The following is a 15,005-nucleotide window of genomic DNA, read 5'->3' as shown; positions in this document are numbered from 1 at the left end:
GTCGTACACCGCGAAGAGGCCGGTACCGGCAGTAAATGATCAGGCGGTAGCGCGCAACTCACGAGCAGCGGCAACCATATTGATCAGCGCGGCCTCGGTCTCCGGCCAGGCACGGGTCTTCAGCCCGCAATCCGGGTTGACCCACAGACGCTCGGCCGGGATACGCCGGGCAGCCTTGCGCAGCAGCTTGACCATCTCCTCACGGGTCGGCACCCGTGGCGAGTGAATGTCATACACACCCGGGCCGATCTCGTTGGGGTAGGCAAAGCGCTCGAACGCCGCCAGCAACTCCATGTCCGACCGCGAGGTTTCGATGGTGATCACGTCGGCATCCATCGCCGCGATCGACTCGATCACGTCGTTGAACTCGCTGTAGCACATGTGGGTGTGGATCTGGGTTTCGTCACGCACCCCCGAGGCACACAGGCGGAAGGCCTCGGTGGCCCACTCCAGGTAGTGGGCCCAGGCACCGTGGCGCAGCGGCAGGCCTTCACGGAAAGCCGCTTCGTCGATCTGCACAATCCTGATACCCGCCGCTTCCAGATCGACCACTTCGTCGCGGATTGCCAGCGCCAGCTGGCGCGCCTGCACTTCGCGGCTCACGTCTTCACGCGGGAACGACCACATCAGCATGGTCACCGGGCCGGTCAGCATGCCCTTCATCACCTTGCTGGTCAGGCCTTGGGCGTACTTGATCCATTCCACGGTCATGGCCTTCGGCCGACTCAGGTCACCAACGATCACCGCAGGCTTCACACAGCGCGAACCATAGCTCTGCACCCAGCCGAAGCGGGTGAATGCATAGCCATCGATCTGCTCGGCGAAGTACTCGACCATGTCGTTGCGCTCGGCCTCACCGTGTACCAGCACATCCAGGCCCAGGTCCTCCTGGGTTTTCACCGCATGGCGGATCTCGCTGTGCATGGCCTCGACGTAATCGGCCTCGGTCAGCTTGCCCTGCCTGTAGGCCTGGCGTGCCAGGCGAATCGCCGAGGTCTGCGGGAACGAGCCGATGGTGGTGGTCGGGAACGCTGGCAGGTCGAGCCCCGCACGTTGCTTGACGATACGTTGGGCAAACGCCGACTGACGCTGGCTGTCAGCGGGCTTGATGGCCGCCAGGCGGGCTTGCACGGCAGGCTTGTGAATACGCGGCGAAGCGGCGCGGCTGGCCTGCACGGCCTGGCTCTGCGCCAGTGCTGTGGTCACGTCGTCGGCTTGCGGAACATTGATGGCCTTGGCCAGCAGCGCCACTTCCTGGCACTTCTGCACGGCAAAGGCCAGCCAGCTGTGCAGTTCGGCATCGAGCTGGTCCTCACGGGCCAGGTCCACCGGGCTGTGCAGCAGCGAGCAGGACGGCGCCACCCACAGCCGCTCGCCCAGGCGTTCATGGGCATGGCGCAGTACCGCCAGCGCCTTTTCCAGGTCGCAGCGCCAGACGTTGCGGCCGTTGACCAGGCCCAGCGACAGCACCTTGTAGGCCGGCAGGCGATCGAGGATGGTCGGGTACTGCTCGGGCGCCCGTACCAGGTCAATGTGCAGGCCATCGACTGGCAGGTTGGCGGCGAGGCCCAGGTTGTCTTCCAGGCCGCCGAAGTAGGTGGCGATCAGCTTTTTCAGTGGCGCCCGCTGAAGGATGTTGTAGACGCGCTCGTAAGCGTTCTTCCAGTCCTGAGGCAGGTCCAGGGCCAGGATCGGCTCATCGATCTGCACCCATTCCACACCTTGGGCAGCCAGGCGGTTGAGGATCTGGTCATACACTGGCAGCAGGCGGTCGAGCAGCTCCAGCTTGTCGAAATCGCCACCCTTGGCCTTGCCCAGCCACAGGTAGGTCAGCGGGCCGATTACTACCGGCTTGGCCGCGTGGCCCAGGGCCTGGGCCTCTGCCACTTCTTCGAACAACTGCTCCCAGCTCAGGGCGAACTGCTGGTCGACGGTGAATTCGGGGACCAGGTAGTGGTAGTTGGTGTCGAACCACTTGGTCATTTCCTGGGCGTGTGCGCCACCGCAGCAACTGTCACCCACGGCGCCACGGGCCATGGCGAACAGGGTCTGCAGGGTCGGCCTGGCAGCGTCCTGGCTGCGGAAACGCTGCGGAATCACGCCGAAGGTCAGCGAGTGGGTCAGCACCTGGTCGTACCAGGCGAAGTCGCCGACCGGCAGCAGTTCGATGCCGGCGTCTTTCTGCACCTGCCAGTGGCGGGCACGCAGCTCACGGCCGACGGCGCGCAGGCCGGCTTCGTCGAGTTCACCCTTCCAGTAGGCTTCCAGGGCCTTTTTCAGCTCGCGGTCGCGACCGATACGTGGAAAGCCCAGGTTGTGTGCCAGTGCCATGTCTTGTCCCTCAGCATGCATAAATGAATGAGGGGATTTTCCGGATGCTTGCATCTTGAGACAAACTCATTAAATTTGAGATGAACCCAAGATTTCCTCATGTTCATGTTTTTGTGCTGCCTGTGCCGGCCCTTTCGCGGCTAAAGCCGCTCCCACAGGTACCGCGCCACCCTGTGGGAGCGGCTTTAGCCGCGAAAGGGCCGCTACAGGCAACCTTGGATGTCTCATTCAGAGCACCACCCTGCGCATTCGGACATGACCCCACCCGCCTTCTGCCGCACAATGCCACCCTGACCACACCAGGTACCCGGCCCCATGAGCCTGCTGAAAACCGCGCTGCGCGAAAACACCTTCGTCTGCGTCATGGAGTTCGTCCCCAAAGCCTCCGCAGAACGCTTCGCCGCCATGGAGGCGATCCTGGCCCGTGCGCACCTGTGCGGCTGGCCAATGACCGTGGCCATTGGCGACCGCGTCGGCAGCCCGCTGGACATGTCGCCACTGGACGCCCTCGCCTCGTTCAGCAACCCGGTACCCGCCCTGCCGCATTTCTCCGGCAAGGACCGCGAACACCACCACCTGCTCGCCCAACTGCAACGCATGGATGCCGCCGGCCTGGACCAGTTGTTGCTGCTCACCGGCGACCGCCTGCCCGGCCACCAGCCTGGCCAGCGCCCGGTGCGCTACCTGGAATCGGTCGCAGCCCTGCAGATCGCCCGCCAGGCCTGCCCGCACTGGCTGCTTGGCGCTGCGCTGAACCCGTTCAAGTACTGCGAGGAAGAAGGCGGTGCCCAATACTTCAAGGCCGAGAAAAAGCTGGCGGCAGGCGCCGACTTCCTCACCCTGCAACTGGGTTTCGATGCTGGCAAACACCAGGAAGCCATGCACTGGATGAGCCGCCAGGCCACGCCCAGGCCGATGCTGGCCTGCCTGATGAGCCTCACCCACGGGCGGGCGACGATGCTCGAGCACGTGGCGGGCGTGACCGTCACGCCGTCCATGCGCGACATGCTCGAAGCGGAAGCGGCGCAGTCCAAGGCCTTTGCCCAGGCGCGCAGCATCGACCGCCTGGCCTTGCAGATCATCGGCGTGAAGCTGATGGGCTATGCCGGCGTGCATCTGTCGGGGGTTCACGAACTCAAGCAACTGCTGGCCCTGGAAGCACGCATCGAGCACTGGCAGGCGCAAATCCACACGCTGGAACAATGGGCGCCGGCCTGGCATGCCAGCTGGCAGATGCCCGGTCTGCCGGCAGTCAGCTTCCACCCGCCACAGGCGAGCTGGCGCCAGGGCGAGTCACGGGTCGATGCGTCGTTCAAAGAAAAAGCGCGCTATCACCTGATGCACGGCATGCATTCGCTGCTGTTCAGCCGCCGTAATGGCCTGAGCAAGGCATTTGGCTGGGCCGTGCGCCAGCCTTTGTGGACTACACGCCTTGGCGCGCGGGTGCTGCACAAGGTGGAACACGCGGTGAAGCACCCGCTGGTAGGCTGCGACACCTGCGGCCGTTGCCGCCTGGAGGACACCCTGTACATCTGCCCGGAAACCTGCCCCAAGGGCCTGGCCAATGGCCCCTGCGGCGGCACGGCGCTGAACCGCTGCGAGTTCGGCGACCGCGAGTGCATCCACAGCGCCAAGTACCGCACTGCCAAGGCGGTGCGGCAAACGGCGCTGCTGACCGAGCGCCTGATCCCGTGTATCGAGTTGGAGACACGCCACCGCAGTTCATGGCCACAGTGGTTCCAGGCCCAGACACCGCGTCAGCTCAGCCCGCAGCCAGCGCCTCGAACCCAGCCCGAATCCTAGCTTCGGGCAATTCGTCGGCGATGAACACCATCACGCTCTCGCGGGTTTCATCTTCGGCCCACTCGGCATCCCAGTCGAAGCCGTAGAGCTTGAGCACGCCCTGGAACACCAGCTTGCGCGCTTCACCGGCAATGTTCAGCACGCCCTTGTAGCGCAGCAGCTGCTTGCCGTGGGTTTCCAGCAGTTCGTTCATGAAGTCGCTGAGGCGGTCGATGTCCAGCGCGGTTTCCGTGCGCAGCACCAAGGTGGAGATCCGGTCCGGGGTAGCGGGCTTGAGCAGCGGGCGCAGCGCCGGCTGCAGGTTCGCGCCCAGATCGGGGTTGAGGTTGAAACCACGCACATCCAGCAGTTCAGCCAGGTCGATGCGACCATGCTCGACCACACGGATCGCGGCCCGGCCATTGATGCGGGCCAGGCGCTCGCGCAGGGCCTCGACCGCAGCGGGCTCGACCAGGTCGGTCTTGCTCAGCAGCAGGCGATCGGCAAAGCCGACCTGGGCCTGGGCGATGGTCTGGGTCAGGTGCAGCTCGGCGTGGGCGGCATCGACCAGGGTGAGGATGCCATCGAGGATATAGCGCTCGCGAAGCTCCTCGTCGATGAAGAAGGTTTGTGCCACCGGCGCCGGGTCGGCCAGGCCGGTGCATTCGATTACCAGGCGGTCGAAGGCGATCTCGCCGGCATCCAGGCGTTCGAGCAGCAGGTACAAGGCGCGGGTCAGGTCGCCGTGGATGCTGCAGCACACACAGCCATTGGCCAGGGTCATCACCTGCACCGGCTCGTCGCCCAGCAGCTGGCTGTCGATGCCGGCCTCGCTGAATTCGTTTTCGATCACGGCGATTTTCAGGCCGTGCTCGGCCTTGAGCATGTGCTTGAGCAAGGTGGTCTTGCCGGCACCGAGGAAGCCAGTGAGCACGGTTACGGGAATAGGCGTCTGCACGCAGAACATCTCCTGTGCAGTGAGAATTTTGAAGGTGTACCACGGCCCTTGTGGGAGCGGCCCTATCGCAACACGAGGCCGCTCCCACAAAGACCGCGCTAGCCGATCAGGCTAGCGCGGGCCGTTAGCAGCACTTGGGCCCGGACTTGCCGCCGTAACGCGCTTCCTGGCGTTCGCGGAAGAACTCCTCGTACGTCATGACCGGCTTGTCCGGGTGCTTGGTCTGCATGTGCTCGACGTAGTTGTCGTAGTCGGGCATGCCGACCATCAGGCGGGCTGCCTGCCCCAGGTATTTACCCAGTCGACCCAGGTCGTTGAACATCGCAGCAGTCCTCTCAAGCGTCCGGCAGGGCCTGGAACGGGGTTTCCTTGTCGGTACGTTCCTTGCGGCCGAGGGCGGCGAAGCCGACCTTGACAGCGAAGAACAGCACGCTGAACACCACCAACAGGAACAGCACGGTCAGGCCGGCGTTGGTGTAGGCATTGAAGATCACATGCTGCATCTGCCCGATGTCCTTGGCCGGGGCCAGTACCTGGCCGGCGTCCAGTGCAGTGCTGTACTTCTTGGCCAGGGCCAGGAAGCCGACTGCCGGGTTCGGGTCGAACAGCTTGATCAGGCCTGCGGTAGTGGTGCAGATCAGCAGCCACACGGCCGGCAGCAGGGTGACCCAGACGTAGCGCTGGCGCTTCATCTTGATCAGCACCACGGTGCCGAGCATCAGGGCGATACCGGCCAGCATCTGGTTGGAGATGCCGAACAACGGCCACAAGGTGTTGATGCCACCCAGCGGGTCGATCACGCCTTGGTACAGCAGGTAGCCCCACAGGGCCACGCAGCCGGCAGTACCGATCAGGTTGGCGGTCCACGATTCGGTGCGTTTGAGCGCCGGCACGAAGCTGCCCAGCAGGTCCTGCAGCATGAAGCGCCCGGCACGGGTGCCGGCGTCTACCGCAGTGAGGATGAACAGGGCCTCGAACAGGATCGCGAAGTGGTACCAGAAGGCCATGGTGTTTTCACCCGGCAGCACCTGGTGCAGGATCTGCGCGATACCCACCGCCAGGGTTGGAGCGCCACCGGCACGGGCCAGCACAGTGTGCTCGCCAATGTCGCGGGCGGTGGCCTCGAGCTGCTCAGGGGTGATCAGGAAGCCCCAGCTGCTGACCGTTTGCGCCACCGACGCCACGTCTGCACCGACCACCGCGGCCGGGCTGTTCATGGCGAAGTACACGCCCGGCTCGATTACCGAAGCGGCGACCATGGCCATGATGGCGACGAACGATTCCATCAGCATGCCGCCGTAGCCGATGTAGCGGGCGTTGGTTTCGTTGTCCAGCAGCTTCGGCGTGGTCCCCGAGGAGATCAGCGCGTGGAAGCCGGACACCGCACCACAGGCGATGGTGATGAACAGGAACGGGAACAGGGTGCCCTTCCACACCGGGCCGGTGCCGTCGGTGAACTGGGTCAGCGCCGGCATTTTCAGCTCGGGCGCGATGATCAGGATACCGATGGCCAGGCCAACGATGGTGCCGATCTTGAGGAAGGTCGACAGGTAGTCACGTGGCGCCAGTACCAGCCATACCGGCAGCACTGCGGCGACGAAGCCATAACCCACCAGCATCCAGGTGATCTGCACGCCGGTGAAGGTGAACGCCGGGCCCCAGGTCGGATCTGCAGCAATCTGGCCCCCCAGCCAGATCGAGGCCAGCAGAAGCACCACGCCGATGACCGAAATCTCACCGATGTGGCCCGGGCGGATGTAGCGCATGTAGATGCCCATGAACATCGCGATCGGGATGGTCGCCATCACCGTGAACATGCCCCACGGGCTTTCGGCCAGGGCCTTGACCACGATCAACGCCAGCACCGCAAGGATGATGATCATGATCAGGAAGCAGCCGAACAGGGCAATGGTGCCCGGAATGCGGCCCATCTCCTCGCGCACCATGTCGCCCAGCGAACGGCCGTTACGGCGGGTGGACAGGAACAGGACCATGAAGTCCTGCACCGCACCGGCCAGCACCACGCCGGCGATCAGCCACAGCGTGCCGGGCAGGTAGCCCATCTGCGCGGCGAGTACCGGGCCGACCAAGGGACCTGCGCCAGCGATGGCGGCGAAGTGGTGACCGAAGAGGATGTGTTTGTTGGTCGGGACGTAGTCCAGGCCGTCGTTGTTGAGCACCGCCGGGGTGGCTCGGCGCGGGTCGAGTTGCATCACCTTGGTGGCGATGAACAGGCTGTAGTAACGATAGGCGACCAGGTAGAGGGCCACCGCCGCGACCACGATCCACAAGGCATTGATCGCCTCGCCGCGACGCAGGGCAACCACACCCAGCGCACAGGCTCCTATGACTGCCAGCGCCAGCCACGGAATGTGGCGTAGCAGGCTATTATTGTTGTTCATGGTTTGCTTCCAGCTGGTGGATTGGAAAAGACCGCCCATCGAGTCTAGGGCGAGTCATCGCGCATTGCCACACTTGCTTTGGTCTAGAGCCTCTGCGGCCAGATTGCGGTACCTGATGCACATACCACTCTAACTATAGTCAGGATGTCCCCTGAGGACCTATTCGAGGATCTATCCCATGAGCGAACACGAACGCCGCCGCTTTCAGCGCATCGATTTCGACGCCCCCACCGAACTGCGCCAGGGCCTGCAACGCTGGCCTGCCAAGCTGCTGGACCTTTCACTCAAGGGTTTGCTGATCGAGCGCCCGGCCAACTGGGATGCCGACCTGACCCAGGATTTCGACGCCATCATTCAACTGGACCCCGATACACGTGTGCAGATGCAAGTTGAACTGCGCCATGAAGAACCGGACCGCCTGGGCTTCATCTGCCTGTACATCGACCTCGAGTCGATGAGCCATTTGCACCGTCTTGTGGAATTGAACGTGGCCGACAGCACCGAAATGATGCGTGAGCTGCGCGAACTCATCGAATAATGAAATCTCTTAGCTAGCTAATGGCTTCCTCACCTTGTGTTTCCTGTCTACCCAGACAGCTTTAAGCCTGGGTAGCAGCGTTTTGTACACACCCCTCTAGTACAGCCTCTGAAGAGTTGGTACGCGTTCTGCATTGGATGCACACACACCTTGCGGGCGCTCTTGTGCGCGCTCCAATCAAAATATTGTATACAATTCTTGTGGAAATCATTTGCAGGAAGTGTCTACAGTAGCGCCACAACAATAAACAGAGAGCCTGCTCCATGACTACGTCCACTAGCACGTCTCCCGCCAAGCGCCCCGAGGATGAAAACCTCGGCCTTGGGGCCAACCTGGCCTATGGTCTGCAGCATGTGCTGACCATGTACGGCGGGATCGTCGCGGTACCCCTGATCCTGGGGCAGGCCGCGGGCCTGAACGGCGCCGAAATCGGCATGCTGATCGCCGCTTCGCTGTTTGCCGGTGGCCTGGCCACCCTGCTGCAAACCCTCGGTTTGCCGTTCTTCGGCTGCCAGTTGCCGCTGGTGCAGGGTGTTTCGTTCGCCGGTGTGGCAACCATGGGGGCAATCCTCAGCAGCGAGGGCGGTGGTGGTCTGCCAGGCGTGCTCGGCGCGGTCATGGCAGCGTCGCTGATCGGCTTTCTGATCACCCCGGTGTTCTCGCGCATCACCAAGTTCTTTCCGCCGCTGGTGACCGGCATTGTCATCACCACCATCGGCCTGACCCTGATGCCCGTGGCCGCCCGCTGGGTAATGGGTGGCAACAGCGCATCGCCGGAGTTCGGCAGCGTGGCCAATATCGGCCTGGCAGCACTGACCTTCGCCATCGTGCTGCTGTTGAGCAAGCTGGGCAGCGCGGCCATCTCGCGCCTGTCGATCCTGCTGGCCATGGTGGTCGGCACCCTGATCGCCTGGGCGCTGGGCATGGCCGACTTCAGCAAGGTCACCGAGGGCCCGATGTTCGCCTTCCCCACGCCGTTTCATTTCGGCATGCCGGAATTCCACATCGCCGCAATCCTGTCGATGTGCATCGTGATCATGGTGACCTTGGTTGAAACCTCGGCCGACATCCTCGCCGTGGGTGAGATCATCGACACCAAGGTCGACTCCAAGCGCCTGGGCAACGGCCTGCGCGCCGACATGGCGTCGAGCGTCCTGGCGCCGATCTTCGGCTCGTTCACCCAGAGCGCATTCGCCCAGAACGTCGGCCTGGTAGCCGTGACCGGGGTCAAGAGCCGCTACGTGGTGGCCACCGGTGGCGTGATCCTGGTGGTGCTGGGCCTGTTGCCGATCATGGGCCGGGTGATAGCAGCAGTCCCTACCCCGGTACTGGGTGGCGCGGGCATCGTGCTGTTCGGCACCGTGGCGGCCAGTGGTATCCGTACCCTGTCCAAGGTCAGCTACAAGAACAACGTCAACCTGATCATCGTTGCCGCCTCGCTGGGCTTCGGCATGATCCCGATTGCCGCACCGACCTTCTACCACCACTTCCCGAACTGGTTCGAGACCATCTTCCACTCGGGCATCAGCTCGGCGGCGATCATGGCCATCCTGCTGAACCTGATCTTCAACCACTTCACCGCCGGCAACTCGGACCAGCAGTCGGTGTTTGCCGCCGCGTACGAGCGCACCATCCAGTACTCGGACATTTCAGCGCTGCGTGATGGCGACTACTTCAAGGATGGCAAGCTGTTCGATGCCGAGGGTAATGAAGTGCCGATGCTGGAACTGGACGAGCATGGCAATGAAACGGTCAGGCGCAGTGCGGTTGCCGAGCATTGACTGCTGACTGAGCGGTGAGGTGGGGGGCCGACGCGCATCGTCGGCCCCTTTTTCGTTTTGCCTGTACCGGCCCTTTCGCGGGTAAACCCGCTCCCACAGGGTTTGCACAACCCTGAAGCTGATGCGGTACCTGTGGGAGCGGGTTTACCCGCGAAAGGGCCGGTACAAGCTACAAATTACTCAAATAGCGCATCCAGGGCCTGCTCCAGCCGGGTAACGGCAATCACCTGCAACCCCGCCGGCGCCTCTTTCGGCGCATTGCCCTTGGGCACGATGGCCCGCTTGAAGCCGTGCTTGGCCGCCTCCTTCAAGCGCTCCTGGCCACTGGGCACCGGCCGCACCTCGCCCGACAGGCCAATCTCGCCAAACACCAGCAGGCCATGGGCCAGGGGCCGGTTGCGCAGGCTGGACATCACCGCCGCCAGCAGCGCCAGGTCCGAAGCCGTTTCCAGCACCTTCACCCCGCCGACCACGTTGAGGAACACGTCCTGGTCATGGGTAGGAATACCGCCATGGCGGTGCAGCACTGCCAGCAACATGGCAAGGCGGTTCTGGTCCAGGCCCAGGGTCACCCGGCGCGGGTTGGCCAGGTGGCTGTCGTCGACCAGCGCCTGCACTTCAACCAGCATCGGCCGGGTGCCCTCCCAGGTCGCCATCACCACGCTGCCCGGCACTTCCTCCTGGGTGCGGTTGAGGAAGATCGCCGACGGATTGGACACTTCTTTAAGGCCACGGTCGGTCATGCCGAACACACCCAGCTCGTTGACCGCGCCAAAGCGGTTCTTCACCGCCCGCAGCAGGCGCAGGCGGCCATCGGACTCGCCCTCGAAATACAGCACGGTATCGACCATGTGCTCAAGTACCCGTGGCCCGGCCAGCGAGCCCTCCTTGGTCACGTGGCCGACCAGGAAAATCGCCGTACCGCTCTGTTTGGCGTAGCGCACCAGCAACGCCGTGCTCTCGCGTACCTGAGCCACGCCGCCGGGCGCCGATTGCAGCTGCTCGGTGAAAATGGTCTGGATCGAGTCGATTACCATCACCCGTGGCTTTTCCTGGCGCGCCGTGGCGATGATGGTCTCGATACAGGTTTCGGTCATCACCTTGAGCTGGTCCTGGGGCAGGCCCAGGCGCCGCGAGCGCATGGCCACCTGCTGCTGCGACTCCTCGCCGGTGACATACAGCGCCGGCATGCCCACGGCAATGTTGCACAAGGTTTGCAGCAGGATGGTCGACTTGCCGATGCCGGGGTCGCCACCGATCAACACCACCGAGCCATCCACCAGGCCACCGCCCAGCACGCGGTCCAGTTCGGTGCTGCTGGTGGTGAAGCGCGGGATTTCCTCGACGCTGACTTCGGCCAGGGTCTTGATCTGCGCCTGCTGACCGGTCCAGCCGGCACGGCCGCTACTGGGCGCAGCGGCGCCGCCGCTTTCGATCATGGTCTCGACCAAAGTGTTCCAGGCCCCGCATTCGCCACACTGGCCGGCCCATTTGGGGAAGGTCGCACCGCACTCGGTGCAGCCATACAAGCGCTTGGCCTTGGCCATGGCTGGGGGTCTCCTGGAAAAAACCGCCATGATAGCCGAGCTGGACGTGCCTCGAACGCCTCGGGATGCGACAAAACTATTCGTTCTAACCGCAGTCAGTAGCCCAGAGCACAACGCATGAAGCGTTCAAGTGGCTTACACTGCGTAAACCTTACCTTTTGTTACAAGGAACCAAACATGGGCATGATCAGTGAGTTCAAGGCCTTCGCGGTCAAAGGCAATGTCGTCGACATGGCGGTCGGTATCATCATCGGCGCGGCCTTCGGCAAGATCGTCTCGTCTTTCGTCGGTGACGTGGTCATGCCGCCACTGGGCCTGTTGATCGGTGGCATGGACTTCAGCGACCTGGCAGTTACCCTGAAGGCTGCCGAAGGTGACGTTCCGGCGGTGGTGCTGGCCTATGGCAAGTTCATCCAGACCGTGATCGACTTCGTGATCGTGGCCTTTGCCATCTTCATGGGGGTGAAGGCGATCAACAAGCTCAAGCGTGAAGAGGCCGTGGCACCGACTGCACCGCCTGTGCCGACTGCCGAAGAGACCTTGCTGACCGAGATCCGCGATTTGCTCAAGGCGCAGAACCAGAACCGTTTGCCCTGAGGTTATATAGGGAGCGCTGTGGGAGCGGGCATGCCCGCGAAGAATCCAACGCGGTGGATGGCACCGGCTCCGCCGGTGTTCGCGGGCAGATCGGACCGCCGCACCGCCGCTCCCCCAACGGCCTTACCAGTAATTCTCTACCGCCACCTGCCCCGGCCGCTTGCTCAGGCTCAATTGCAGGTCGCGCGCCTTCAGTACCTTGCGCGTATCGTCAATCATCTGCGGGTTGCCACACAGCATCACCCGCGAATGTTCCGGCGACAGCTCCAGCCCCGCCGCCTTCTCCAGTTCGCCATTCTCGATCAGCGTGGTAATACGCTGGTTCAACGCCCCCGGGTGCTGTTCACGGGTCACCACCGGAATGAACTGCAACTTGCCGGCGAACTCGGCCAGGTAATCGCGCTGCTCCAGCCCGGCGATTTCATCCACATAGGCCAGCTCTTTCGCTTCGCGCACCGAATACACCAGCTTGATGTTGTCGAAACGCTCCCAAGCCTCGAAGTCCTGCAGGATCGACATGAACGGCGCAATGCCAGTACCGGTCGCCAGCAACCACAGGTCGCGGCCACCGACGAAGCGGTCGAGGGTAAGGAAGCCGAAGGCCTGGCGATCGATCAGCAGAGCATCGCCCGCCCCCAGCCTGCTCAGCTCACTGGTGAATTCCCCACCAGGCACCACGATGGAGAAGAAGTCCAGGTGCTCGTCATGGGGCGCGCTGACCATGGAGTAGGCACGCCACACTACACTGCCATCGGCCTTGGTCACGCCCAGGCGGGCGAACTGGCCGGAACGGAAGCGGAACCCCGCATCGCGCGTAACCCGCAGGCTGAAGAGGTTCGGCGTCAGTGGCTGAACATCGAGCAGGGTCTGGCGGGTGAACTTTTCGGCGCTAGCGGTCATATCGGGCTCCAGGTTTGGCGTGTGCACAGTGTCGCGCAAAGTAGCGCGGATAAAAACCACTGCTTTGTAGGGCCTCATCTGCGGCGATCCTGCCGAAGTCGCAGAAAATCCTGAGTGCTATAACAAAAAATTCCCAGCGGGATCGTAGGTCTTTTCCTACAATCATCCGGGCACCCAAACGGAATGAATCCTGGAACCCAAGGAGTTGTTCAGATGCTTCACTGGAAACCCGAGCATCTTCATACGTTTGCCAGCGAACGCAGCCCACGGAAGCTGTTCGACATCGCGGTTTGCCTGGCACAGGACCTGGGCATGGAATATCTCGGGCTGAACATTCGCATCCAGATCGCCACGCAAACACCCAGACTGTACCTTTACAGCAATTACCCGAGCGGCTGGATCGAGCGCTATCAGGGCGACGAGCTCTACAAGCAGGACGCGGCCGCATACCTGAGCCACACCTCGACCATGCCAGTGCAATGGACCGACGAGCTGTATCGTGAAGCCCCGCAGTTTCGTGAAATCGCCTGCCAGCACGGTCTGCGCCATGGCTGGACACAGTCGCTGCACGATCTGCATCACAACGAAAGCCAGATCAGCGTGGCCAGGCCTGCCGGCAGCATCAATATGGCAGAGCTCTACGGCAAGGCCGGCAACGTGCAGTGGCTGTGCCACACCCTGCATGCGGTGCTTGGCGAACACCACCTCAATGCACTGTGCCCGCCGGCGCCGAAAATGAGCGATCGGGAACTTGAAGTGCTGAAATGGTCGGCCGCCGGCAAGACCGCCGCCGACGTGGCCTGCATCCTGTCGCTGTCGCAAAGCACGGTGAACTTCCATATCCGCAGTGTCATCACCAAGACCAACGCCGCCAACAAGGCCGGCGCCATCGCCATCGCCGCCCTGCGTGGCTGGATCTGACCTTCAAACCTGCGACCTTGGGCAAAGCCCTGTAGAATCGCCCGGCAAAGCCCGGAGCGAACCGCAACGGGCAGTTTCGTACCCGAGCCAGACGCCATGCCCCTGTTGACCACCCCCTACGCCGAACTCGACCTGATCCGCCAGCCGGAACAGGCCAACGACCCGCTGCAGGCTTTCGATGCCGCCGACGAGTACCTGCTTGCGCAGCTGCACGAACAGGCCCCCGCGGCCAACTGCCGGGTGCTGGTGCTCAATGACAGCTTTGGCGCCCTGGCCGCCAGCCTGGCGGGCAAGCTGCAGGTGGTCAGCAGTGGCGACTCGCACCTGGCGCACCTGGCCCTGGAAAAGAACCTGACACGCAATGGCCTGCCGTTTGACAGCGTGCCGTTCGTACCGGCCAGCGAACACTGGCAAGGCCCGTTCGACCGGGTGCTGGTGCGCGTGCCCAAGACCCTGGCCCTGCTCGAAGAACAGCTGATCCGCCTGCAAGGCCACCTGGCGCCCGGTGCACAGGTGATTGCCGGGGCGATGATCAAGCACCTGCCACGAGCGGCAGGTGACCTTATGGAGAAGTACATCGGCCCGGTGCAGGCCTCGCTGGCACAAAAAAAGGCTCGGTTGCTGACAGCAACGGTGGCCGAACGGCCTGTCGCCCGCTCGCCCTACCCTAGCCGCTACCGTCTTGACGCGCCGGCGCTGGAGTTGGTCAACCACGCCAACGTGTTCTGCCGTGAGGGTCTGGACATCGGCACCCGGGCGTTCCTCCCGCACCTGCCCCGCGAACTGGGCCGTGCGCGGGTGGCGGACCTGGGTTGCGGCAACGGCGTGCTGGCGATAGCCAGCGCCCTGGACAACCCGGATGCCCAGTACACCCTGGTCGACGAGTCGTACATGGCGGTGCAATCGGCACAAGAGAACTGGCAGGCCGCGCTGGGTGAGCGCCCGGCGGTGTTCGAGGCAGCTGATGGGTTGGCGGGGGTGGAGAAGCAGTCGCTGGACGTGGTGCTGTGCAACCCGCCGTTCCACCAGCAGCAGGTAGTGGGTGACTTCCTCGCCTGGCGCATGTTCCAGCAGGCGCGGGAAGCGCTGGTGGTGGGCGGTGCGCTGTATATCGTGGGTAACCGGCACCTGGGCTATCACAGCAAGCTGGCGCGGTTGTTCCGTGGGGTTGAGCAGGTGGCCGCAACGCCCAAGTTCGTTATCCTGAAAGCCCGCAAGTAAGCCTGTACCGGCCCTATCGCCGGCAAG

At 63.3% G+C, this 15,005-nt stretch carries 12 protein-coding genes; 6 read left to right on the top strand and 6 right to left on the bottom strand.

Translation table 11 applies throughout. The features are described from left to right. Positions 1–39: 39 nt before the first annotated feature. Positions 40–2,331: a 5-methyltetrahydropteroyltriglutamate--homocysteine S-methyltransferase gene (gene metE, locus M2S36_RS23185; protein ID WP_233694106.1), complete on the bottom strand. Its 2,292-nt coding sequence runs from the start codon at positions 2,329–2,331 to the stop codon at positions 40–42. 315 nt (positions 2,332–2,646) lie between these two features. On the opposite strand from metE, the gene M2S36_RS23180 reads away from it, so the two are divergent. Beyond that, on the top strand, positions 2,647–4,134 hold the full coding sequence (locus tag M2S36_RS23180) for a methylenetetrahydrofolate reductase C-terminal domain-containing protein (protein ID WP_233687081.1): 1,488 nt from the start codon (positions 2,647–2,649) through the stop codon (positions 4,132–4,134). Here the strand turns inward: M2S36_RS23180 and yjiA are convergent. The 3 genes from yjiA to M2S36_RS23165 form a co-directional block, all read right to left on the bottom strand. Continuing rightward, complete coding sequence (yjiA, locus tag M2S36_RS23175; RefSeq protein ID WP_207836523.1) at positions 4,094–5,071, bottom strand: GTPase; 978 nt, start codon at positions 5,069–5,071, stop codon at positions 4,094–4,096. The genes M2S36_RS23180 and yjiA overlap by 41 nt on opposite strands. Positions 5,072–5,195: 124 nt before the next feature. Then, positions 5,196–5,393 (bottom strand): YbdD/YjiX family protein, encoded by a 198-nt coding sequence (locus tag M2S36_RS23170; RefSeq protein ID WP_013974210.1) that lies wholly within the window; start codon positions 5,391–5,393, stop codon positions 5,196–5,198. A 13-nt stretch (positions 5,394–5,406) separates the two neighbouring features. Continuing rightward, positions 5,407–7,473 carry a carbon starvation CstA family protein gene (locus M2S36_RS23165; RefSeq protein ID WP_063913400.1) on the bottom strand — a complete coding sequence of 689 codons (2,067 nt, stop codon included), beginning with the start codon at positions 7,471–7,473 and terminating at the stop codon, positions 5,407–5,409. A 178-nt stretch (positions 7,474–7,651) separates the two neighbouring features. Here M2S36_RS23165 and M2S36_RS23160 point away from each other — a divergent pair, with 178 nt between their 5' ends. Next, a complete protein-coding gene (locus M2S36_RS23160) occupies positions 7,652–8,011 on the top strand; it encodes a PilZ domain-containing protein (RefSeq protein WP_207836536.1) in 360 nt (119 codons plus the stop codon). Between the two features lie 263 nt (positions 8,012–8,274). Further along, entirely contained in the window at positions 8,275–9,792 is a 1,518-nt protein-coding gene (locus M2S36_RS23155; RefSeq protein WP_207836538.1) for a nucleobase:cation symporter-2 family protein, read from the top strand. 176 nt (positions 9,793–9,968) lie between these two features. Here M2S36_RS23155 and radA read toward each other — a convergent pair whose 3' ends face one another. After that, positions 9,969–11,339: a DNA repair protein RadA gene (gene radA, locus M2S36_RS23150; RefSeq protein ID WP_207836540.1), complete on the bottom strand. Its 1,371-nt coding sequence runs from the start codon at positions 11,337–11,339 to the stop codon at positions 9,969–9,971. A gap of 177 nt (positions 11,340–11,516) precedes the next feature. Here radA and mscL point away from each other — a divergent pair, with 177 nt between their 5' ends. Continuing rightward, positions 11,517–11,936, top strand: coding sequence for a large-conductance mechanosensitive channel protein MscL (mscL, locus tag M2S36_RS23145; RefSeq protein WP_207836542.1), 420 nt, complete (start codon positions 11,517–11,519; stop codon positions 11,934–11,936). Positions 11,937–12,059: 123 nt separating this feature from the next. On the opposite strand, the gene M2S36_RS23140 is transcribed toward mscL, so the two are convergent. Next, a complete protein-coding gene (locus M2S36_RS23140) occupies positions 12,060–12,836 on the bottom strand; it encodes a ferredoxin--NADP reductase (RefSeq protein ID WP_207836544.1) in 777 nt (258 codons plus the stop codon). A 213-nt stretch (positions 12,837–13,049) separates the two neighbouring features. On the opposite strand from M2S36_RS23140, the gene M2S36_RS23135 reads away from it, so the two are divergent. Next, positions 13,050–13,757 carry an autoinducer binding domain-containing protein gene (locus M2S36_RS23135; protein ID WP_207836546.1) on the top strand — a complete coding sequence of 236 codons (708 nt, stop codon included), beginning with the start codon at positions 13,050–13,052 and terminating at the stop codon, positions 13,755–13,757. 96 nt (positions 13,758–13,853) lie between these two features. Further along, on the top strand, positions 13,854–14,978 hold the full coding sequence (locus M2S36_RS23130) for a methyltransferase (RefSeq protein ID WP_207836549.1): 1,125 nt from the start codon (positions 13,854–13,856) through the stop codon (positions 14,976–14,978). The last annotated feature ends 27 nt before the right edge of the window (positions 14,979–15,005 follow it).

The sequence above is a fragment of the Pseudomonas sp. SF2 genome, from assembly GCF_036858055.1.
Lineage (GTDB): Bacteria > Pseudomonadota > Gammaproteobacteria > Pseudomonadales > Pseudomonadaceae > Aquipseudomonas.
This window is presented reverse-complemented; position numbering and strand designations above follow the sequence as displayed.

Coding starts and splice junctions, on each gene's coding strand:
- M2S36_RS23140 (WP_207836544.1), bottom strand. CDS start 12,836: ATGACCGCTAGCGCCGAAAAGTTCACCCGCCAGACCCTGCTCGATGTT.
- M2S36_RS23180 (WP_233687081.1), top strand. CDS start 2,647: ATGAGCCTGCTGAAAACCGCGCTGCGCGAAAACACCTTCGTCTGCGTC.
- M2S36_RS23135 (WP_207836546.1), top strand. CDS start 13,050: ATGCTTCACTGGAAACCCGAGCATCTTCATACGTTTGCCAGCGAACGC.
- M2S36_RS23130 (WP_207836549.1), top strand. CDS start 13,854: ATGCCCCTGTTGACCACCCCCTACGCCGAACTCGACCTGATCCGCCAG.
- mscL (WP_207836542.1), top strand. CDS start 11,517: ATGGGCATGATCAGTGAGTTCAAGGCCTTCGCGGTCAAAGGCAATGTC.
- M2S36_RS23160 (WP_207836536.1), top strand. CDS start 7,652: ATGAGCGAACACGAACGCCGCCGCTTTCAGCGCATCGATTTCGACGCC.
- M2S36_RS23170 (WP_013974210.1), bottom strand. CDS start 5,393: ATGTTCAACGACCTGGGTCGACTGGGTAAATACCTGGGGCAGGCAGCC.
- metE (WP_233694106.1), bottom strand. CDS start 2,331: ATGGCACTGGCACACAACCTGGGCTTTCCACGTATCGGTCGCGACCGC.
- M2S36_RS23155 (WP_207836538.1), top strand. CDS start 8,275: ATGACTACGTCCACTAGCACGTCTCCCGCCAAGCGCCCCGAGGATGAA.
- radA (WP_207836540.1), bottom strand. CDS start 11,339: ATGGCCAAGGCCAAGCGCTTGTATGGCTGCACCGAGTGCGGTGCGACC.
- M2S36_RS23165 (WP_063913400.1), bottom strand. CDS start 7,473: ATGAACAACAATAATAGCCTGCTACGCCACATTCCGTGGCTGGCGCTG.